Raw genomic sequence first — 20,199 nt, 5'->3', positions numbered from 1 at the left:
AAATGAGTGAGAAAACCGTGGATTCCATGAATCCAATGTCAATCCAAAGTAGCGCTGACGTCTTGGCGCCCGACGCCGGAACCCGGCTTCCGGCATCGAGCCCGGCTGTGGCGCCACGTGGGCGGGGAAAGCGGAGCCGTGCCCAGAAGTCCTCCGGCATGGCCCGCGGGCTGAAGTCGCCGCTGGCGATTGCCGGGCTGACTGTGGTGGCGGTGTGCATCCTTGCGGGCCTGCTGGCACCGTTTTTGACCCCCTATGCACCCACCGACCAGCAATTTGACGCCTTTGAGCCGATGTCCTCAGCACATCCGCTGGGCACCGACGAGCTGGGGCGTGACCTGTTCTCCCGCCTGGTCTTTGGCATCAGGGTCAACATTCTTGTCGCCTTTACGGCGGTTCCCGCCGGTGCGCTGCTGGGGGCATTCCTAGGCATCCTGGCCTCAAGCAAGTCCTGGTACGCAGGGGCCCTGCAGCGCTTCTTTGACATGATGCTGGCCTTCACAGCCCTTGTCATGGGCATGACGGTAGCGGCGCTGATGGGCCCTGGCCTGGGCGCCGTGCTCGTAACAGTGGCGCTGGTGAACGTGCCGCTGTTTGGCCGGATCACGCGCAACGCCGTCATGGCCCAGCTGGGGCGCGACTACGCGGAGGCGGCCCAAGTGGTGGGTGTTTCCCATTTCCGCCTGATGACACGCCACATTCTGCCCAACAGCGTCGATGCGCTCATTGTGCGGGCGGCACTCAGTTTGTCGCTGGCCGTCTTCATTGAAGGGGCCATGAGTTTTGTGGGCATCGGCATCAGACTGCCCGACCCATCCATGGGGTCAATGCTCAAATCGAGCGTTGGTTTCCTGGAGCAGGCGCCGCAATACGCCATCGCCCCCATGATTGTTGTGACGCTTCTGGTACTGGGCTTCAACATGATTTCCGACGGCCTAAACAAGGGACTCCTGAAACGATGAAACAGCAAGTTGGTCAAACGCTAGACGTTGAGGCGCTCAGTACCCCCGCGGCCGGTTTGGGGGAGGGCCCCGTGTGGGATGCCGCCACGCAGACGCTGCTGTGGGTGGACATCCCCGGCGGACTGCTGCACCGCACAAACCCTGACACCGGAGCAACCACCACGGTGGAGGTGGGCCCCTACCCGGCCTTCATCTACCCGGCGGGCCCGGGACGGGTCCTGATTTCCCACACCTGGGACCTGTCCCTCGTGGAGGAGGATACCGGTCAAAAGACTGTGTTGATGTCCCTTCCCGGGGATGAGAACACCCGGCTCAACGACGCCAAGATTGATGGCGAGGGCCGCGTTGTCATTGGCGCCATGGTGTACCCGTGGAAACAGGGCGGGCCATGCAACGTCTACCGCGTGGACTTGTCCGCCGGGTCTTGGGAGGTGCTGGCTTCCGGTATGGCACTTTCCAACGGGCTGGACTGGAACGCCGCCGGCACCCTTGCCTATTTTGTTGACACACCCACGCGCCGTATCGACGTCTTTGATGTGGCGGCCGACGGCGCCTGGAGCGGCCAGCGTCCCTTCATCACCCTTGAGGATGGAGCGGGAAACCCCGACGGGATGACACTGGACGCCGCAGGCAACATTTGGGTTGCGTTGTTCGACGGCGGTGCCGTGCGCCAATACTCGCCCTCCGGGGACATCCTGGCCCACATCCAACTCCCCGTCCCGCACATCACGAGTCTGTGCTTTGGCGGGCCCGAGCTGGCTGACATCTTCGTCACCACTGCCAGCAACCGACTCACCGATGCCAACCGACACCTGTTTCCCGACGCAGGGAAAGTATTCCGTATCAGGGGCGCAGGGGTGGGGCACGCCGTGCCAGCGGTGAACCTGCCTGCAGTGCATGCGCCCGTAACTGCGCAGGCACCGCGCATGATTACAGGTGCACCATGACGGCGCTGACATTTGCCCTCAATGCTCCAGCAGTTGTGGTGGTGACAGGGGCAGGCCGGGGAATCGGCCGTGAGACGGCCCGCTTGCTGGCCGAATCCGGCAGCACGGTGATTGCCGTCGACCTCCTGCAGGAAGTCCTGGCTGCCCCGTCCGAGGAATCCTCACCGCGCTGGCACGGGCTGAATGAGGACATTACTGATGCCTGCTTCGCGGAAACGCTGACAGGCGTGGTGGCGGCCTCCGTCGCCGGTGCCGACCCGGTGGAGCGCGCTGGCGCTGTCTCGCTGGGCCTGGTCAACTGTGCTTTCACCGAGCAGCGCGCCACGATTCTTGCTGGCACCAAGGAAGGCTGGCAACGCACCATGGACGTGAACTTTCACGCCGCCGTGGAGCTGAGCCGGGCCTTGGCGGCACTGGCCATCGTAGGCGGGCACCCGGCGTCGATAGTCAACGTCACCAGTGTCCACGCGAACTTGGCCCATGCTGACTTCGCCGCCTACTCCGCGTCCAAGGCGGCATTGACCGCCTTCACCCGATCGGCGTCCGAGGAGTGGGGGTCGCACGGCATCCGGGTGAACGCCGTGGCGCCGGGCTTTGTTGCCGTTGAACGCAACCATGCCGTCTGGTCCGATCCCCATCTGGCCGCTTCCCTGCAGGCCTGCAACAACCTGGGCAGGCTTGCCGGGTCGGCGGAAATCGCCGCCGGCGTCATTTTCCTGCTTTCCCCAGCCGCCAGTTTCATCACCGGAGTTGTGCTCCCCATTGATGGCGGCCAAACATCGAGGCTCCTGGAGGTACAGCGCTCATGAGTGCAAACACGCTTTCCGCTCCCGTTCTGCAAGTTCGCGGGCTGACCACACGGTTCCACACCGAACGCGGCGTGGTGCGGGCCGTCAGCGACGTCAGCTTTGACGTGTTCGCAGGGCAGACCATGGCGCTCGTGGGCGAATCCGGCTCCGGCAAGTCAGTCACGGCCATGTCTCTTCTGAATCTGGTGCGCAGCCCCGGGCGCATCGAGGCGGGCCAGGTCCTGTTTCAGGGCAAGGACATTGTGGCCATGAGCGGTTCCGAGCTGCGCCACGTGCGCGGCAACGGCATCTCCATGGTCTTCCAAGACCCCATGTCATCGCTGAACCCCATCATGAAGATCGGCGAGCAGCTGCGCGAGGCCATCCACAACCGCGCCAAGTTCTCCGGCGAGGACGCCAGGAATCGCGCCGTGGAACTCATGAAGGTGGTGGGCATCCCGGACCCGGAGGCCCGCCTGGTGGACTACCCACACAGATTCTCCGGCGGCATGCGCCAGCGCGTCATGATCGCCATGGCACTGGCCAACGAGCCTGATGTGATCATCGCCGACGAGCCCACCACGGCCCTGGATGTCACCGTCCAGGCGCAGATACTGGACGTGCTGGCCAACATCAACGATCAGCTCGGCACGGCCGTCATCCTGATCACGCACAACCTTGGCGTGGTGGCGCGATCCTGCCACCGCGTGGCCGTCATGTACGCCGGCCGGGTGGTTGAGCAGGCAGATACCCGTGAACTGTTCGCAAACCCGAAACACCCGTACACGAAGGCGCTGCTGGCGGCCACCCCGCGCATGCTCGCCTCCCGCGATGTACCTCTGGTGCCCATTGACGGGCGGCCTCCGAACTTGCTGGATCCCATCACGGGCTGTTCCTTCGCGCCTCGCTGCCAGTTCGCCATGGATAAATGCTTCGTATCGGCCCCGGCCACCACCCTTGACGGGGACAGGAGTTTTGACTGCTGGTTGACTGCAGGCGGCGGTGACTTGCCCGAGCTGGTGGCCCCCGCTGGTGCCCAGGCGGCCAGCCACAGCGCCACCGCGGCCCGAAGCGGAACGGAAGGATCCGGCGTCGAACCTCTCCTGAACGTGACGAATCTGAGCGTGCACTTCCCCCTGAAGTCCACCTCGCTGAACCCGTTCGCCGCCAAGCGCGTGCTGCACGCAGTGGACGGGGTCTCGTTCACTGTGGGCAGGGGTGAGACGGTGGGACTGGTGGGCGAGTCAGGCTGCGGCAAGTCGAGCCTTGGCAAGACTCTGGTGGGCGTCAATGCCGTCACCGCCGGTGAAATTGCCTTTGAGGGCCAGGACATCTCAGAGCTGCAGGGAAAAGCCCGGCAGTGGGTGCGCCGGCGGCTGCAAATGGTCTTCCAGGACCCCATGTCGTCGCTGAACCCGCGCATGAAGGTCGGGGACATTGTTGGCGAACCGCTTGAGGTGCACGGTCTGGTCTCCTCGGCCGCCGAGCGCCGGGCCAAGGTGGCGGAACTGCTGGACCTGGTGGGTCTGGACACCTCCATCGCCTCACGATACCCGCACGAATTCTCCGGAGGCCAGCGCCAGCGCATTGTGATTGCCCGGGCGCTTGCCGTGGATCCGTCGCTCATTGTGTGTGACGAGGCAGTAGCCGCTCTGGACGTGTCCCTGCAGGCGCAGGTGGTGAACCTGCTCAAGGAGCTGCAGCGCAAACTGGGTGTGTCCATGCTGTTCATTGGCCACGACCTGGCCAGCGTGCGGCACATCTCGGACCGGATCATGGTCATGTACCTGGGCCAGATCATTGAGGAGGGGCCGGCGGAAACCCTGACCCTTGACCCGCTGCACCCTTACACGGCCAGCCTGCTCTCCGCCGTGCCGGAACCGGACCCCATCAAGGAAAACCAGCGCCCGCGCATTGTGCTGACAGGCGATGTCCCCAGCCCCACCAACCCGCCGCCGGGGTGCCGTTTCAGCAGCCGCTGCCCGATAGGTCCGGAAGCCCGCTCTGACCGGGGCATTTGTGTGACCCAGCAGCCCGTCCTTGAGGATGCCGGTGCGGGACGCCGTGTGGCGTGCCACTTCCCGGGTGAATTGAAGGTAGCCCTGGGCGTGCCCACCATTCCCGCCCACCGTGAATCACTGGGAAGTTCCGTATGAGCTACGTTGAGCCGTTGTTGCTGTCGTCGCCCATTATCGCCATTCTGAGGGCCTCCACGCCTGAGTATCTGGTTGCCGCGGCTGACGTGCTGGTGGCCGAGGGCATCAACACCTTGGAGTTCCCGCTGACAACCCCGGGGGTTCTGGACGCCATTTCCGCCGCCAGATCACGTCTGGGGGAACGTGCTGCTGTGGGCGCAGGGACGGTCCTCACGGGCGGCCACGCCGCCTCGGCAATTGCCGCCGGAGCGCAGTTCACCGTGAGTCCGGCAGTGTGTTCCGCCGCCACGCACCAGGCGGTGCAGCTGGGGGTTCCCGCCATTCCCGGGGCCATGACCCCCACCGAAGTTCTTGCCTGCGTGTCCGACGGCGCGTTCATGGTCAAGCTGTTCCCGGCGGTGACACTTGGGCCCGTATTCATTCAGCAAATCAAGGCGCCGCTGCCGTCCGTGCGGTTCGTGGCCACCGGGGGAGTGGGACTTTCCCAGGCGCCGGCGTATCTGGCGGCGGGTGCCTCCTCCCTCGGGGTGGGTTCCCCGCTGCTGGGTAATGCCTTGGAAACCGGGGACCTAGAGGCATTGCGTTTGCGTGCCCGTGCGTGGGTCCAGGCCCTGGGGATAGTTGCCGTTCCCGCCGCCTAGGTGACCCACCGCCCAAGTCCCGTTGGCCGCGGGCGGTGAGTCACGGCGTCGTGTCTAAACAGAAGCTGCCGGAACCCGGCAGGCATTCTCCTGCGACACCCGGCGCAGCAGCGCCCACAGCAGCAAGCCAATGGACAGTGCCGCCAGCAGCGGTTGGAGTGGCTCAAAGAACGTCATGGCGCCGGAGGTTCCCAACGCCAGCAGCACCAGCTTGTTGCAGACCGGGCAGCCCACGGCGAAGAACGCCAGAACGGACGCAGCTACGCCGGACTTGTTCGTGGTGCCCGTCCCGGCAAGCGGTGAGGCCACATACGTTGCCACCAGAAACCCCGTGAGTGCGGAACTGATGATCAGCGCCGCGTGTGACCACCACGTGGGCGGAATCTCCCGGCCAAACAACGGATTGGGGATCAAGTCCGTGGGGATGGCCACCACCACGAACGCCAGCGCGGCCACCACGGCAGCCACCACCCAGCGCCGATGCGGCCAGGCGCGGAGATTGCTCGCAAAAGCGCTGGCCATATCAGTCCTTGTGCGAGCCGCGGCGCTCTGCAACGCGCGAACGCCACATGTATGTGCCGCCGGCAAGCAGCAAAACCACCAACGCAACCAGCCCGAAGGCAACGTTGGAAACATTGTGCGAGATCGCCGCAATCCACGATTCCGCCTCATACTGGGCGTCGATGGTCAGCACCCCGCCCAGGGACGATGTCCCCTGCGTGGCCAGCAGCAGCACGCCAATACCCACGGACAGCACGCCGGAAACAACCATCCACACGGAGTTTTCCCACGGGCCCAGCCGGAAGCGGCGTGGTTTCAGCCAGCCGCGCTCACCGAGCCGAAATCGCGTCCACAGCAGCGAAAGGATGCCCAGTGGCAGGGTCATGCCGAATGCGAAGATGGCCAGCATGATCCCGCCGTACAACGGATTTCCGCCCGCCGCGGCCACAGCCAGAACCGAACCGAGGATGGGGCCAGCACAAACACCGGCAACGCCATAGACGGAGCCCAGCACAAACACTGACACGGCAGAGGTGCTGCTGGCGCCGGCCCGGCGGCTGAGGCCGGGGAATTCCACCCCAACAATCTGCAAAATTCCAATGACAATCACCACGGCGGCCGCAACGGAAATCAGCACCGTCCGGTTTTGCAGCACCAGCGAGCCGAGCAGCCCCGCCAGCAGGCCCAGCGGCACCAACGTTGTCAGCAGCCCGGCGTAGAACAGGGCCGTGCGGCCCAGCAGCTTGCCGGGACTGGCGAAGGCGTAGGCAAAGAAAGCCGGCAGCAACATGACCGAGCAGGGACTCAGCAGGGTGAGAATGCCACCCAGGAACGCTCCTGTATATCCAATGTCCATGGGCTACTTGGCCTTTGCCAGTGCTTCATCAATGACCTGGACAAAGATGTCCAGCGGCTGCGCCCCGGGAATGGACTGGTTGTTGATGACAAAGGTGGGGGTGCTGTTGAGCCCCAGCGAGGTCCCCTCGGCAAGATCGGCGTTGACCAAAGCCCGCAATTCGGGGCTCTTCGTATCCGCCGTGAACTTGGCCATGTCTGGAACACCAACCTCTTGGGCAAACTTCAGCAACTCCGGCTCTGACAACTCTGCCTTGCCCTTTTCCGGCGCCGCCGCGTAGACGGCCTCATTGAATTGCCAGAACAATCCCTGTTCCCCTGCCGCACGGACAGCCACAGCAGCTGCCACCGAGGATTCCCCAAAGACCGGCAGATCACGCCATTCAATGCGCAGCTGGCCGGTGTCAACATACTTCTTGATAATTTCGGGCTGGGTTTTGCGGGCATAGGCGCCGCAGAACGGGCACCGGTAATCCGAGTACTCGATCATGACAACGGGGGCGTACACCGCACCCAGCGCCATGGGATCCCCGGCAATGCGACGTTCCAGTTTCAGCTCGGGGGCCTGTTTTTCGGCGGCCGACGAGTCGGGCTTTGCGGCCGAGTCCAGTCGCTTCCCACCGGCGGCGGCACCGGCAAAAATAATCGTTAAAACTAGGGCAGTACCCAGCAGCAGAGCTAGGACGATGTTCCGGGTCTTCTTCGTATTCATTGGCAAACTCTCAGAATTGTGCAGGCGCAGCCTTGCCGCAGGCGCGGATTATCGCGGCCCGGCGGCAGCGCACCATGTATATATAAGGACACGTTCGACGCCGTTCAGCCAACCTTCGCATGTCGCGGTGGGTTGGGTGCCGGCCCGCCGTGGTCTACGTCCTTACGATCCCAAGATCCAGATGCGTCAGTGAGGCCGGGATCCGGCCCAACAACGCAACCGCGCCTGAGTTTTCCCGTGCCCGCCGGGAAAGCCCGGCATGGGCGTCGTTCTGCTTCGGTTGTAGCTGGGCAGGAGTTGGGGGAAGCGTATCGCGCTCCAGCCTGACCTTGTCCCGGCCAGGAATGCACGCCGTGGATACCGGGGCGATGAGAGATTCAACCGAAGTCTCTATGGCAGGGGAAAATTGGGCCGCGGAAACAGAAGCTGTGGCCACTTGCATGCCGGCCGATGCCTGTGCGCCGCTGCAGCCAAAGGCCACAAGCAGCATTCCAGCGAACGCCAGCAGGACGGCATGGGCGGCAAGACGGACAGTGAAGGAGCTGCTTCGCATCCGCTGTCCTTTCATTCCCAGTACCGTCAGGGCTGATTCCCCGCACATTCGCACCACTATACGTGAGCTGGTGGGGATCCAACGGGGCAGGAACTGTCCGTACCTGCAGCCCTGGTCCTGCTGATTCCCGCCCCCGGCGGCATTTTTGAAATCTGTTGCTGTCCCGCTAGTTGGGCAACTGTGCTGGGAGGTGGATTTCGGCGTCGAACATTTCTGCGGAGCGCAACATTTGGACGACATGCCGGTGAACACGAGGACAACTCTGAGTGTCATGTCACGGAAAATAACTTTGTGATCCGCGCCAAATCAACGATTCTGCGCGAATCTTCCACCGCCAAGGGAATAAAAGTGACCCACCTCTCAGATCTTTATGGCATTGGGCCAATAAACATGTATACTTGGACGTAGTTGTAGTGTTGCGTTTTTTGTAGTTGAAGCGACGCCATCCTTTCGGGGAAGACGTCGCTTTTCTGGAGAAGCGGACTTACACCGTATAAACGGAGGCCCGAAGGTCGGGCGGAATCTCCAACTTCAGAAGGAAATAGAAACAATGGCAACAGGTACCGTTAAGTGGTTCAACGCTGAAAAGGGCTTCGGCTTCATCTCTCCCGATGACCAGAGCCAGGATGTGTTCGCACACTACTCCGCAATCAACTCCTCGGGCTACCGCTCCCTCGAAGAGAACCAGAAGGTTTCCTTCGATGTTGAGCAGGGTCCCAAGGGTCCTCAGGCAGTCAACATCCAGGCTATCTAATTCTAAAGAAAACGTGCGGGTAACCGCGCATTCTTTAGTCCTTAGGGCTTGAACAGATAGGGTTCGGGATTTATCCCGGGCCCTATTTGTGTTTAACGCTGCGGTTTGCCGAATTCCGGCCCGTCATGGCTGCAAATGCCTGCTTGGCGCAGTCCGGGGGCCGTTGCAGACATTCGCCCATGGTTGACCAGGCGCGAATGTCAACTGCGGCCCCGCGAGTTGTCCTTGCGACCGGGCCTTGCGACCGGGCCCGTATCGGGGCCGGTGGAACCCGCTGGATCTTGTGGTGGATTCCACCGGCGGCGCTCACGACCGTGCGGCCCACCATGTGGCACCATTGAAGACGATGAACACCAAAGCGGATAAGCGCCAACGCGACGGAATTCCCATGCCGCTTTGGCTGCAAGGGGTGTTTGAGGCTGCGCAAATGTTTGTTATTTCGGCACTTGCGGTCAGTGTTCCACTGCTGGCCACGTGGCTGGCCGGCGGCTTTGGTGAAAAGGACGCCTCCGTCATTGCCCGGCTGGCGGGCCAGATTTGGCTGGTGGGGCACGGCGTTTCGCTGCACCTGACCCAGGCCACAGGTCCCAGCTCCGCCACGGTGGAAACCGGCATCTTCAGCCTTTTACCCCTGGGTCTGGTGCTGATTCCTTTCTTTCTGTCCTGGCGCTCGGGCCGGCGCCTGGCCAGGGCTTCCTATACTGATCAATTGTGGCAACCCCTTGTGGGTGCCGTGGTACTTTACGCGGGGGCAGGGTTGGCCACAGCCTTTGTCTGCAGTACGCCCGGCATTGAAGCGCCCCTGCTGACCAGCATGCTGGTTCCGGCCATCCCAGCAGCTGCCGGACTCATTGTGGGCTCACGGCTGGAAGCCGGTTCCTGGAGCCGGCTGATCGGCGTGAATGCGGCCGACTGGATCTCCAAGACAAGCCAGGACCAACGATGGGCAGGCTCCTACGCGTGGACTGTGGTCAGCTCAGGTTTCCTGGCCATCATGGCAGCGCTGTCCCTCTCGGCCCTCATGCTCACAGTGAATCTGGCCATGCGCTGGAATGACATCATTGGCGTCTACCAAGCCTTGCGGCCCGGCGCTATTGGCGGCGCGGCACTGACCCTGACCCAATTGGCGTTTATGCCCAACCTGGCCATCTGGGCCCTGGCGTGGGCCGGAGGAGACGGATTCTCCCTGGGTGCAGGCTCAAGCGTCTCCCCGATGGGCACCTCCGTGGCACCTGTTCCGCCCATCCCGCTGTTGGCAGCCCTGCCCACGGGCACCCTGAGTTGGGGATTCGCGGCACTGATCATCCCCGTATCAGCGGGCCTGCTGGCCGGCTGGTGGTTTGTGCGGGCAGGGGAGAACCATTTTGATGAATGGGTTTCCTTGAAGGTGCGCCAACGCTGGCTGTCATTGCCCCTGTCAACACTATTCGTAGGCGCCGTCATAGGCTCCGTGGCGGCCGTCCTCTCCGGCATTTTGTTCTGGCTTTCCCAAGGATCCATTGGCCTGGGCCGACTCACCGACCTGGGCCCCGACCCCATCACCGCTGCCCTGTGGGTGGGTGCCGAGGTGGGCATTGGTGTCATGGCGGGTTCGCTGCTGGGGCCCTGGCTGGAAGGCGAGCGTGCAGACACCGCCCCCACCCGCCGTCGTACCGAAAGTGCCGAATAGGGACTGCGGTCCGCATCGCCTAAAATCGAACCCATGCGCATAGTTGTTTTAGTCTCCGGAACCGGCTCAAATCTTCAAGCAGTGATCGACGCCGTTGAAGCCGGCTCCCTGCCCCTGGAAATCGCTGCCGTGGGCGCAGACCGGCCCGGCACCTTGGGCGTGGAGCGCTCAGCGGCAGCCGGTTTGGAAACCTTCGTGGTGAACTTCAAGGACTACGGCACCCGCGGCGACTGGGACGCAGCGCTGCTGGAAACAGTTGCGGCATACAAGCCCGACTACGTTGTCTCCAGCGGTTTCATGCGCATTGTGGCGCCCAGTTTCATTGACGCCTTCGAGGGCCGCTACGTCAACACGCACCCGGCGCTGCTGCCGTCCTTCCCGGGCGCCCACGGTGTCCGCGACGCCATGGCCTACGGGGTGAAAGTCACCGGATGCACGGTCCACTTTGCCGACGCCGGCGTGGACACCGGCCCCATCATCGCCCAGACACCCGTGGCGATCTTGCCCAACGACACCGAAGAAACGCTCCACGAGCGCATCAAGGTTGCTGAGCGTGAGCTCCTGATTGAGGTGTTGAATGATCTGGCCCGCGCCTAACTCTCACCAGCCCGCCCAACTGTGACGCACTTGTTGCGCAAATTTCCCCGAGAATGAGGGTTTTGGCGCATCCACTGCGTCACAGTTAGTTAAGGGGCGACGGCGGAGACCTGCCTCGAGTGTTTTCTGTCCAGGAACCAGGTGGAGACTTTGCCCAGCAGCCAGCCCAGGGCAATCGATGCGACGATGGCTATGACCACGGCCATTTGGGTTGAGATGTTGGGCCAGTAGCGGGTCAAAATCCCCACACCCACGGCATAGCCGGACCAGATGGTTGCGGAGACCAGCGAAAACACGGCAAATGCCCGCAAAGAATAACCGGCGGCGGTGGCTGCAATGTTGGAGGACAGCCGTCCCAGCGGGATGAAGCGTGATGTCAGCATGAACATGAAGGGCCGCTGCGTGAGCCGGCGCGTGGCGGCATCAATGGCGCGTTGACGCCGGGAACCGGCCTTGGCGCCCCAACGAGAATTGCCCAGCAGCTTGGTGATGCCATAAGTGGCCAGGTCCCCGGCCACGGCCCCCACCATCATGGCGAGCACCAACAACCCTGCCCGGGGCCCGCCGTCGAGCCCGGCAAGGGCGCCTAGTGCCACAAACACCGTGGTGCTGGGGATGGGCGGTATCAGGGCGGACACCATGACAAATGCTCCGCCCACAAGGTATACCCAGAAGCTCGCGAGGAAGCCGGTGGTGTCGGCTGCGAGGTCCATGGGTGGCCTTCCTCAAGTAGTGGGTGCGGCGGAGAGCTTCCTCGCCGCCACAGCCAGTTTACGTGTGTTGGGACCATACACGCGCAGCCTAGGCGCGTTTGCGGCCCAACAGCAGTGAAGCCGCAGCGGTGGCCGCGGTAACCGTGTACACGGCCGGCCAGGCACCCATCTTCTTGGCCAAGGGGTGGGATGCGCCAAAAGCCAGCACATAGGTGGCGGTCAGGGCCGCTGCCGTCCCGGTACCGGCATTGGACTTCCAGCCAATAAATGCCGCGGCGCCGGCAGCTGCCAGGACGGCGCCGCCCAGCTGGCGGTTCCCCGTGGCACGGGCGGTTTGGTAGCCGCCAAGCAGTCCGGTGGTGGCAAAGGCGGTGGGAAGCAGGGCGCTCATTGATAGTCCTTACACAGGGAATTTAGGGTCGTCAGTAGACTACCTGCTCAATGTGGAGGAACCCTGTATGTGGCTGCAATCAACGAGAACGCTATTCTCCGTTGTCGCGGAATCCGATGGGGGCACGGCCGAAATCGATAATCTCGGCCTGAACCTCCGGCGTGTAGTAACCAGGCGCTATCAGGGCATCGAACTGGAGCACCTGAGTGGGGGAGCCCTTTTTCCAGTAGACGTTTAGGTACATGGCCGTGCCATTCTTCACTCCCATACCAAGACTTTGGGAGCCCTTTTCATCATCCTTCATGAAGTTCTTGGACTCCCACGCGGCCAGTTTTCCAGCTGTAAAGCCATAACGCTCATTGGCCGCGGCAACGGCCTCTTCCAATGCGGGCCACCCCTCGACGGCTTCGAACCAAGTAACCACACTGACGTAGCTTGTGGAGGAGTCAATAGACATTTTGAAATCGCTGGTCTTGATGTGCAGCGTGTCTTGGGGAAGCTCCAGCGTGATGTCCATGGGTTTGCCGTGGTCCGTGGCGGCGTAGGCAACGAGGTTCTCATTCAGGGGCAGGCCCACAGACTCTTTCGGCACGGAGGTGGCGGTCAGGTCGAAGCGGCCCACGCCGTCGGCCTTGATCTTCTTGATTCCGGCTTTGTCCATCATGGAAGTGCTGGTGACCGCGGAAGTCTCCTTGGAAGTACTGGGTTGCGTCGGGGTGTTCAGGGAACAGGCGGAAAGAGCTAGGGCGGTAAGGAGTGTAAGGAGCAGCAGGGCCCTGGATTGGCGGCTATTTGCCATCAAAGGGATTCCCATCGGCTAATGAGCCGGTTAGATTCCGCTGCGTCTTGATAGCCCTGCTCGGTGACCTGCTGCTCGATGGCGGCCAGATCCGGGCCTGGACGTTGATGCGTTCGGCGGATGTGCTGAAGGTCTTGGCCAGCTCACACAGTTGTGCGGTGTCGGCACCAAGCAAATCGGCCATGGAACTCCTCTGGATTAGGTTCCTCAGCGTAGAGGGAACCCGCAGAACGGCTCAATGGGGAGAGCTCCCCACCGCGTCTTCGCCCTCGGAGCGTCGCAAGTGCCGTGCTGGCGCAAGTGGGGGCGGCTAGTCCAGGGTGGCGCCCTTGGTTTCCGGCGCCGACACGGCCATCCAGATGACGGCCAGCAGCACCAGCCCGCCCGTCAGGGCAAACGTCAGCGGCAAGCCCAGCACGGGCCACAGCAGGGATCCGAAGATCAACGGCACCAGCCCGGCACCCACCCGGGAAATGGTGGAGGCCCAGCCAAAACCTGTGGCGCGCAAATGTGTTGGGTACAGTTCCGAAACGTAGGTGTACAGCACGGGGATGGCCACCTGAATGACAAAACCAAACACCAGCAGCCAGATCTGCGCGGCCACGGGCGCATCCAGAACCAGGGCGAAGATCACCAGGGACAAGGCTGCGAGGGGGCCGGTGATGGCCAGGATCCATTTGCGCCCCAAACGCTCCACCAGCAACGCGGCAGCAACCACGCCCAGTAGACCAATGCCCGTCATGGCCGCCGTGGCCATGAACGCCTTGTTTTCCGCATAGCCGGTTGCCACCAGGATGGACGGCATCCAGGTCAGGGCACCGTAGTACACCAGCAAAATGGTCAGGAACAACGACCATGCAATGCCCGTGATGCGCCAGTTGAAGCGCCACAGTCCGGCCAGCTGCTCGGTGACCTTGCCCAGTGACAGTTTGGGCGCGTCAGCCGGTTCCGGCAGTTTCCACGGCCCCACCGTGGCGCCGGTGCGGCGGATCAGCGTGTCGATGACCTTTTTGGCCTCCACGGGACGCCCTGCCCGCACCAGATATAGCGGCGATTCCGGAATCCCCACACGAACCCAAAACACCAGCAGCGCCGGGAGCACCATGACCAGCATCAGGTAGCGCCAGTTACCAAAGCTGGCCATCAGCACGGCCGAGACGACCCCGCACAAAGTGGCGCCAATGGGCCACCACGCATCCATCGCCGTGAGGACTCTGCCCCTGTGCTTGCGCGGCGTGAACTCGCCCACCAGCGCGTAGTCCACTGGGATACAGCCGCCCAGACCAAAACCGGCAATGAAACGGAACACACAAAAGAGCACGATCTCGTTGGAGAAGGCGCCCAGCACTGTGAAGATGGAGAAAATGAGCAGTGTCAGGGTGAAGGCCTTCTTGCGGCCAATGATGTCCGCAATGGATCCCCACGCAAACGCACCCACGGCCATGCCAATGAGGTTCGCGGTGCCGATCCATGCTGCCTGCCCCGGGGTGAGCCCCCATTCCTTGGACAGCAGGGGGATCAGGAAGCCGTTGAGTGTCACATCCCAGGCGTCGAACATGAAGCCCAGCCCGCCGATGAGGAAGATGCTGCCCTGCACCCGCCACCGCCACGGCAGCTCCTGCACCACGCGGTCGCCAGTCATTAAAGCCGTAGGGGTGCTCATGGTGCCTTCCGAATTAGTTGCTGGCACCAGAATAGACGACGTCGGACACGGCCTTGCGCAGCCCCGTTGCGTCGTCCCCGTCCCGGCTTGGATTCACGCGGTTGCTGAGCAGGGAGACCACCACGCCGCGGCTGCGGTCAACGAGCAGGGAGGTGCCCGTGAAACCGCCGTGCCCGCGCGCCTCAATGCCGTCGGCGCCCATGGACGGCTGCTGGTTGATGCGCAGCCCCAGGCCATGCCCATAACCGGGTTCGAGCGGATTGAAGTTGCTGCCCAGGATCTCCGGAAGCTGGCTGCGCCACATTTGGGCAGCCATTGCGGGGGACAGGATGCCGGGCAGTCCCTCCAGCAGCGCCATGCCAAAAACGCGCAGCCCGTCAGCGGTGGCAAACATGCCGGCGTTGCCGCTGAGCCCGCCCAGCGACCAGGCTGCCTCGTCGTGCACGATCCCGCGCACCAGCCCGCGGCCCAGCCCCGGTTGGAACTCCGTCGGCGCACACTGTTCAATGCGCGGAGTGCCGGTGATGCCGTCCGTTGCCAGCTGGTAGAGCAGGCGTTCCTTCACCAGTTGGCCCCACGGCGCCTTCGTCGCGTGCTCGGCCAGCGCCATGATCGTGTTGAACCCGGCGCAGGAGTAGGCAAAGCGCGTCCCCGGCGCCGCCTCCAACTCGGTGGCCAGCAGATCCGCAATGAGGGCGCCACGCTCAAAGCTGCGCCCTTGGGACAATGCTGTGTGCCAGCCCCGCCACTCGGACGGCAGCCCGGAGGTGTGCGTGAGCAGCTGCCGCAACGTCACGGCCGCCTTGGGTCCGCGGGCATACGCGGGGAGCCGCCGCCCGACGGGCGCATCCAAGTCCAAGACGCCGTCGTCAACCAAGATCAGGGCGGTGACAGTGGTGAATAACTTGGTGACGGACGCCAGATCGTAGAACGTGTCCACGCTGGCGTCCCCGGCCGTGAGTACGGGCAGTTCCACGCCACGCAGCGCCACGGCGCAGCCCACTGCGGGTGCCACACCGTCGCCGACGGCTTGGTTCAACAGGCCCTGCAGATTGCGGCGCGTAGCTGTTGCGGGGAAGTGGTGAGGTGCATTCATGGGTGGGTTCCGCCGTCGTGCTTGGATAAGGATCAGTGGTCAGTGGGTGCCGGCGTCGATGGCCGCCGGCAGGAATCCGTTATTCTGGGCCAGGAGCTCCACGGCCTGCTCGGCCGGGAGCCCCGTCATGATGGCCAGGACGGCAGCCTTGACATGCCCGCCTGCCGCGGCGAGGGCCGTGGATGCTGTGGCGGCGTCGCATTCGGTGACACGCATCAGGGTGCGCTCGCTGCGGGCGCGCAGCTTGGCGTTGGTGGCCAGCAAATCCACCATGACGTTCTTGTACGTCTTGCCCAGTCGGACCATGCTGATGGTGCTGATCATGTTCAGCACCAGCTTCTGGCACGTCCCCGACTTGAGCCGGGTGGAACCGCTGAGGAACTCCGGACCCACCTCAATCTCCAAGGCTGTGTCAGCGGCGGCGCCCAGGGCGGAGTTGTTGTTGCAGGCGAAGCCCACCGTGTAGGCGCCCTGCGCCCGCGCTGCCTTGATGGCGGCAATCACGTAGGGGGTGCGCCCGGAGGCGGCAATGCCAACCACCGAATCCGTGGGCCCCAGCTTCAGGGCCGCCATGTCCGCGGCACCGGCCTCCTCGCTGTCCTCCGCGTTCTCCACGGCCTGATCCACGGCGGCCTGGCCACCGGCAATGATGCCCACCACCAGGGAGGGGGCGGTGCCGAAGGTGGGCGGGCATTCGCTGGCATCCAAAATGCCCATCCGCCCGGGGGTGCCGGCACCCACATAGATGAGCCGCCCGCCTTGGCTCATGCGGGAGGCAATCTCATCGATGATCGCAGCAATGACGGGAAGCTGCTTTTCAATGGCCGCAGGGACCAGTGCGTCTTCACTGTTCATGCCAGCCACCAGTTCCGCCGTGGTCAGGGCAGCCAGATCGGGGTACTTCGGGTTGGCGTCCTCGGTGACAAGGGTGCCAATCTCATTGCGGACAGACTCGGTGTGGGCAGAATTTTCAGTCATGGTGTGCTTCCTTGTGAACGGCAGGAGGTGGTTTAGGCGGTTTTCAGCAGGCGCACAACAGCCTCGGCACTGACGCGGCTGAATCCGTGGCAGTGGATGGTGGCGTTTTCAGTTGGCGCATCCGCGACCAAGCCCGCATTGATGACCACAGCCTGGGGAGCCTGCGCCAAAATGAACTCCACGGTGGCCAATTGTTCAGCCGAAGCCAGTGAGTCCACAATGACCAGAACTGCGCCGGGGGACTGCTTGAGCAGTTCTGCGAGCTCCGGTGCAGGAGTCTGCTGCGCGTGGGCAGAGCTCACGGTGTAGCCGGTCAAGGCCGTGGCAATGAAGTTCTCCGTGGGGCCGGCCGCCATGTTGTGGCCTGTGCGCGCATCCACCAGCGTCACGGCTCCGGAGCCAGCCAACACGGGCTTGGTGCTCAGGGAATCCACCCGGGCGGCGCGGGCAGCAACGGAAACCCATTCGACGTCGTCGTGCTTGGTTTCCGCAACCTCCCCGGCACACCACTGCGCCAGTTTTTGTACGCGGGCTGCGGCGGTGCGCAGCGTTTCAAGCGGCAGCCGGCCCGAGGTGGCGGCGGCCAGCAGGGCGTCGTACACCTCAACGTAGCAAGACTCATCGTCGCGCCCCGTGGTGTAGGCGTTCAGGGGGTTGCCCACGCACAGCAGGTCATTGCCGGCCAGCAACGCCAGCACGCCGCCCTCGCCCGGGCCAACCGTGGCGCGCACAGCTGCCATGTCCAGGGCATCGGTGATCAAGACACCCTCAAAACCCATCTCACGCAGCAGGGCGCTCGCGGCCGGGTTCAGCGTGGCCGGGGCCTCACCCAACTCGGGGATGATGATGTGCGCGCTCATCATCGACGCCACGCCGGCCTCCGTGGCTGCCTTGAACGGGGGCAGGTGGAACTGTGCCATTTCCGCCATGGTCAGCTCCACCCGGGCGGTGTCCATGTGGGAGTCGGCCACGGTGTCCCCATGCCCCGGGAAGTGCTTGGCGCAGGCGGCCACACGCTGGGTTTGGATGCCGGTTACTGCCGCGGCCGTGTGGGCGCTAACCAGTTCGGTGTCGGCACCAAAGGCGCGCACCCCAATGACAGGGTTCAACGGGTTCGTGTTCACATCCGCCACCGGCGCAATGGTCAGGTTGATCCCGGCGTCGCGGCACAGGCGGCCAATGGCGCGGCCCGCAGCAACCGTAGTGGGGAGGTCGTTGAGGGCGCCCAACACTGCTGCGCCGGGGATGCTTGAACCGTCCCGGGCCTGCAGTCGGGTCACGTTTCCGCCTTCCTCATCAACGCCAATGACGGCTGCCGGGTTGGCGGCACGGATGGCGGCGGAGAGTGCGGACACCTGGGCTGGTGCATCGGGATCAATGTTGTGGGCAAAATACACCACGCCGGCCAGGCCGTTCTGCAGGGCCTTCGCCAGCCACTGTGGCACTGTTGTGCCAACAAAACCGGGGAGGATCACGGAGTTGATCAGGCGGGGAAGATCAGGGGAAATGTCGTCAGCTGTGGACGGTGCGTGCTGCAGATCACTGGAAGTCATGAGGAAATCCTACCGGCGCGTAGTGGCCTAAACTTTATATGTCGCCACCATCGAGCCACCCAACGGAGAATTTCTGTGACCAGCGTTCCTCTTAACCGTGTTCCCATCCGCCGAGCATTGATCTCGGTCTACGACAAAACCGGACTGGAGGAGCTGGCCATCGGTCTGCACGCCGCCGGTGTCGCCATTGTTTCCACAGGTTCCACCGCTGCCAAGATTGCCGCAGCCGGGGTTCCTGTCACGGAAGTTTCCGAGGTGACTGGCTTCCCCGAAGCCCTTGACGGCCGCGTCAAGACCCTCCACCCCTTGGTTCACGCTGGGATCCTGGCCGACCGCCGCCTGCCCGACCATGTGCGCCAGCTCGAAGAGATGAACGTGGAGCCCTTCGACCTGGTTGTGGTGAACCTTTACCCGTTCGTTGACACCGTGAACTCCGGTGCCGGCCAGGACGCCGTCGTTGAGCAGATCGACATTGGCGGCCCGTCCATGGTCCGCGCAGCAGCCAAGAACCACCCCTCTGTTGCCGTGGTTGTTGACCCCGCCAGGTACACCGAGGTCATTGCCGCCGCGTCGGCCGGTGGTTTTGAACTGGTGGCCCGCCAGCGCCTGGCCGCTGCAGCTTTCGCCCACACGGCCGCCTACGACAACGCCGTGGCAGCATGGACCTCGGCCCAGTTCCTGGATTCCGACGGCGACGGCCTCATCGACTGGCCCGCCTACGCCGGCTACTCGCTGGAACGCTCCGAGGTGCTGCGCTACGGCGAAAACCCGCACCAGCAGGCAGCCCTCTACGTTGACAAGGGTGCTCCCGCCGGCATCGCCCAGGCCGACCAGCTCCACGGCAAGGCCATGAGCTACAACAACTTTGTTGACGCCGACGCCGCCCTGCGCGCAGCGTTCGACTTCGACGAGCCGGCTGTTGCTGTCATCAAGCACGCCAACCCCTGCGGTGTTGCCGTGGCATCCCCGGACGCCGTGGACCCCATCGCCGACGCCCATGCCAAGGCGCACGCCTGCGATCCGCTCTCAGCATTTGGTGGCGTCATCGCCGCCAACCGCACCGTCACAGCGGCCATGGCCCGCACCGTGGCAGGCATCTTCACCGAGGTAGTCATCGCCCCGGACTTTGAGCCCGAAGCCGTGGAAATCCTCTCCAAGAAGAAGAACATCCGCCTGCTGGCCCTGCCCGAGGGCTACGGACGCTACCCGGCTGAGGTCCGCCAGGTGTCCGGCGGCATGCTGGTGCAGATGGCTGACAAGGTGGACGCCGACGGCGACAACACGGCCAACTGGACCCTCGCCGCCGGTGAGGCCGCCGATGCCGGCACCCTGGCAGATCTGGCTTTCGCCTGGACGGCAGTCCGCGCCGCCAAGTCCAACGCCATCCTGCTCGCCAACAACGGCGCAGCAGTGGGCATCGGCATGGGCCAGGTCAACCGCGTTGACTCCTGCAAGCTCGCAGTGGAACGCGCTAACACCCTCGGCGTTGCCGTGGAATCGGACGTTGATGCAGCCGGTGGCGCCTCGGGTGCCCCCGAAGGTGCTGTCTCGGTGCAGCGATCCATTGGTGCCGTGGCCTCCTCCGACGCGTTCTTCCCATTCGCCGACGGCCTGCAGATCCTGCTCGACGCCGGTGTCCGCGCGGTTGTTCAGCCCGGCGGATCAGTGCGCGACGACGAAGTCATTGCCGCGGCCAACGCCGCCGGCATCACCATGTACTTCACGGGTGCGCGTCACTTCTTCCACTAATCCCCAACTGCTCCCACCGCTCGCAAGCTCGCGGCGGGGCCCTCGCAGTTGTGGGCCCAGGAAGTGGGGGCCCATGTGGGTGCGGAAAGCGGGGACGGGCGCGGCGGCATTGTGGTCCACGA

Annotated in this window: 21 protein-coding genes; 9 read left to right on the top strand and 12 right to left on the bottom strand. The window is 63.8% G+C overall.

Features of this window, described 5'->3' with window-relative positions; translation table 11 throughout:
* The first annotated feature begins 2 nt into the window (after positions 1 to 2).
* From CVS28_RS04120 to CVS28_RS04100, 5 genes are read left to right on the top strand one after another with little or no spacing between them, the layout of a single operon-like run.
* Entirely contained in the window at positions 3 to 962 is a 960-nt protein-coding gene (locus CVS28_RS04120) for an ABC transporter permease (protein ID WP_165788059.1), read from the top strand.
* Complete coding sequence (locus tag CVS28_RS04115) at positions 959 to 1,909, top strand: SMP-30/gluconolactonase/LRE family protein (RefSeq protein WP_103480733.1); 951 nt, start codon at positions 959 to 961, stop codon at positions 1,907 to 1,909. The genes CVS28_RS04120 and CVS28_RS04115 overlap by 4 nt, the downstream gene beginning before the upstream one ends.
* On the top strand, positions 1,906 to 2,718 hold the full coding sequence (locus tag CVS28_RS04110; protein WP_103480732.1) for an SDR family NAD(P)-dependent oxidoreductase: 813 nt from the start codon (positions 1,906 to 1,908) through the stop codon (positions 2,716 to 2,718). The genes CVS28_RS04115 and CVS28_RS04110 overlap by 4 nt, the downstream gene beginning before the upstream one ends.
* Positions 2,715 to 4,853, top strand: coding sequence for an ABC transporter ATP-binding protein (locus CVS28_RS20290; protein WP_103480731.1), 2,139 nt, complete (start codon positions 2,715 to 2,717; stop codon positions 4,851 to 4,853). The genes CVS28_RS04110 and CVS28_RS20290 overlap by 4 nt, the downstream gene beginning before the upstream one ends.
* Entirely contained in the window at positions 4,850 to 5,494 is a 645-nt protein-coding gene (locus tag CVS28_RS04100) for a bifunctional 4-hydroxy-2-oxoglutarate aldolase/2-dehydro-3-deoxy-phosphogluconate aldolase (RefSeq protein WP_103480730.1), read from the top strand. The genes CVS28_RS20290 and CVS28_RS04100 overlap by 4 nt, the downstream gene beginning before the upstream one ends.
* A gap of 54 nt (positions 5,495 to 5,548) precedes the next feature.
* On the opposite strand, the gene CVS28_RS04095 is transcribed toward CVS28_RS04100, so the two are convergent.
* From CVS28_RS04095 to CVS28_RS04080, 4 genes are all read right to left on the bottom strand, one after another.
* Positions 5,549 to 6,016 (bottom strand): hypothetical protein, encoded by a 468-nt coding sequence (locus CVS28_RS04095; protein ID WP_103480729.1) that lies wholly within the window; start codon positions 6,014 to 6,016, stop codon positions 5,549 to 5,551.
* 1 nt (position 6,017) lies between these two features.
* Entirely contained in the window at positions 6,018 to 6,851 is an 834-nt protein-coding gene (locus CVS28_RS04090; RefSeq protein WP_103480728.1) for a cytochrome c biogenesis CcdA family protein, read from the bottom strand.
* Positions 6,852 to 6,854: 3 nt separating this feature from the next.
* A complete protein-coding gene (locus CVS28_RS04085; RefSeq protein ID WP_103480727.1) occupies positions 6,855 to 7,562 on the bottom strand; it encodes a DsbA family protein in 708 nt (235 codons plus the stop codon).
* 154 nt (positions 7,563 to 7,716) lie between these two features.
* The gene (locus CVS28_RS04080; RefSeq protein WP_103480726.1) at positions 7,717 to 8,115 is read right to left on the bottom strand and encodes a hypothetical protein; all 399 of its coding nucleotides are present in this window, start codon (positions 8,113 to 8,115) and stop codon (positions 7,717 to 7,719) included.
* A gap of 550 nt (positions 8,116 to 8,665) precedes the next feature.
* On the opposite strand from CVS28_RS04080, the gene CVS28_RS04075 reads away from it, so the two are divergent.
* The 3 genes from CVS28_RS04075 (at position 8,666) to purN (ending at position 11,135) form a co-directional block, all read left to right on the top strand.
* A complete protein-coding gene (locus tag CVS28_RS04075; RefSeq protein WP_038467205.1) occupies positions 8,666 to 8,869 on the top strand; it encodes a cold-shock protein in 204 nt (67 codons plus the stop codon).
* 346 nt (positions 8,870 to 9,215) lie between these two features.
* A complete protein-coding gene (locus tag CVS28_RS04070) occupies positions 9,216 to 10,538 on the top strand; it encodes a cell division protein PerM (RefSeq protein WP_103464409.1) in 1,323 nt (440 codons plus the stop codon).
* A gap of 33 nt (positions 10,539 to 10,571) precedes the next feature.
* Complete coding sequence (gene purN, locus CVS28_RS04065) at positions 10,572 to 11,135, top strand: phosphoribosylglycinamide formyltransferase (RefSeq protein ID WP_103480725.1); 564 nt, start codon at positions 10,572 to 10,574, stop codon at positions 11,133 to 11,135.
* Between the two features lie 89 nt (positions 11,136 to 11,224).
* Here the strand turns inward: purN and CVS28_RS04060 are convergent, their stop codons facing one another.
* The 8 genes from CVS28_RS04060 to CVS28_RS04025 all read right to left on the bottom strand — a co-directional run bounded on the left by CVS28_RS04060 (position 11,225) and on the right by CVS28_RS04025 (position 18,328).
* Complete coding sequence (locus tag CVS28_RS04060) at positions 11,225 to 11,848, bottom strand: DedA family protein (protein WP_103464140.1); 624 nt, start codon at positions 11,846 to 11,848, stop codon at positions 11,225 to 11,227.
* 88 nt (positions 11,849 to 11,936) lie between these two features.
* A complete protein-coding gene (locus tag CVS28_RS04055; protein WP_103480724.1) occupies positions 11,937 to 12,239 on the bottom strand; it encodes a hypothetical protein in 303 nt (100 codons plus the stop codon).
* 91 nt (positions 12,240 to 12,330) lie between these two features.
* Positions 12,331 to 12,903 (bottom strand): hypothetical protein, encoded by a 573-nt coding sequence (locus tag CVS28_RS04050; protein ID WP_103480723.1) that lies wholly within the window; start codon positions 12,901 to 12,903, stop codon positions 12,331 to 12,333.
* A gap of 124 nt (positions 12,904 to 13,027) precedes the next feature.
* Positions 13,028 to 13,222, bottom strand: coding sequence for a hypothetical protein (locus CVS28_RS04045; RefSeq protein WP_103480722.1), 195 nt, complete (start codon positions 13,220 to 13,222; stop codon positions 13,028 to 13,030).
* A gap of 126 nt (positions 13,223 to 13,348) precedes the next feature.
* The gene (locus tag CVS28_RS04040) at positions 13,349 to 14,701 is read right to left on the bottom strand and encodes an MFS transporter (protein WP_103480721.1); all 1,353 of its coding nucleotides are present in this window, start codon (positions 14,699 to 14,701) and stop codon (positions 13,349 to 13,351) included.
* A gap of 13 nt (positions 14,702 to 14,714) precedes the next feature.
* A complete protein-coding gene (locus CVS28_RS04035) occupies positions 14,715 to 15,797 on the bottom strand; it encodes a serine hydrolase domain-containing protein (protein WP_103480720.1) in 1,083 nt (360 codons plus the stop codon).
* A gap of 39 nt (positions 15,798 to 15,836) precedes the next feature.
* The gene (gene murQ, locus CVS28_RS04030) at positions 15,837 to 16,775 is read right to left on the bottom strand and encodes an N-acetylmuramic acid 6-phosphate etherase (protein WP_103480719.1); all 939 of its coding nucleotides are present in this window, start codon (positions 16,773 to 16,775) and stop codon (positions 15,837 to 15,839) included.
* A 32-nt stretch (positions 16,776 to 16,807) separates the two neighbouring features.
* The gene (locus tag CVS28_RS04025) at positions 16,808 to 18,328 is read right to left on the bottom strand and encodes a glycoside hydrolase family 3 protein (RefSeq protein ID WP_103480718.1); all 1,521 of its coding nucleotides are present in this window, start codon (positions 18,326 to 18,328) and stop codon (positions 16,808 to 16,810) included.
* Between the two features lie 75 nt (positions 18,329 to 18,403).
* On the opposite strand from CVS28_RS04025, the gene purH reads away from it, so the two are divergent.
* Positions 18,404 to 20,077, top strand: coding sequence for a bifunctional phosphoribosylaminoimidazolecarboxamide formyltransferase/IMP cyclohydrolase (gene purH / locus CVS28_RS04020; RefSeq protein WP_103480717.1), 1,674 nt, complete (start codon positions 18,404 to 18,406; stop codon positions 20,075 to 20,077).
* Positions 20,078 to 20,199: the final 122 nt, after the last annotated feature.

The organism is Arthrobacter glacialis, assembly GCF_002909415.1.
Taxonomy (GTDB): Bacteria; Actinomycetota; Actinomycetes; order Actinomycetales; family Micrococcaceae; genus Specibacter; species Specibacter glacialis.
This window is presented reverse-complemented; position numbering and strand designations above follow the sequence as displayed.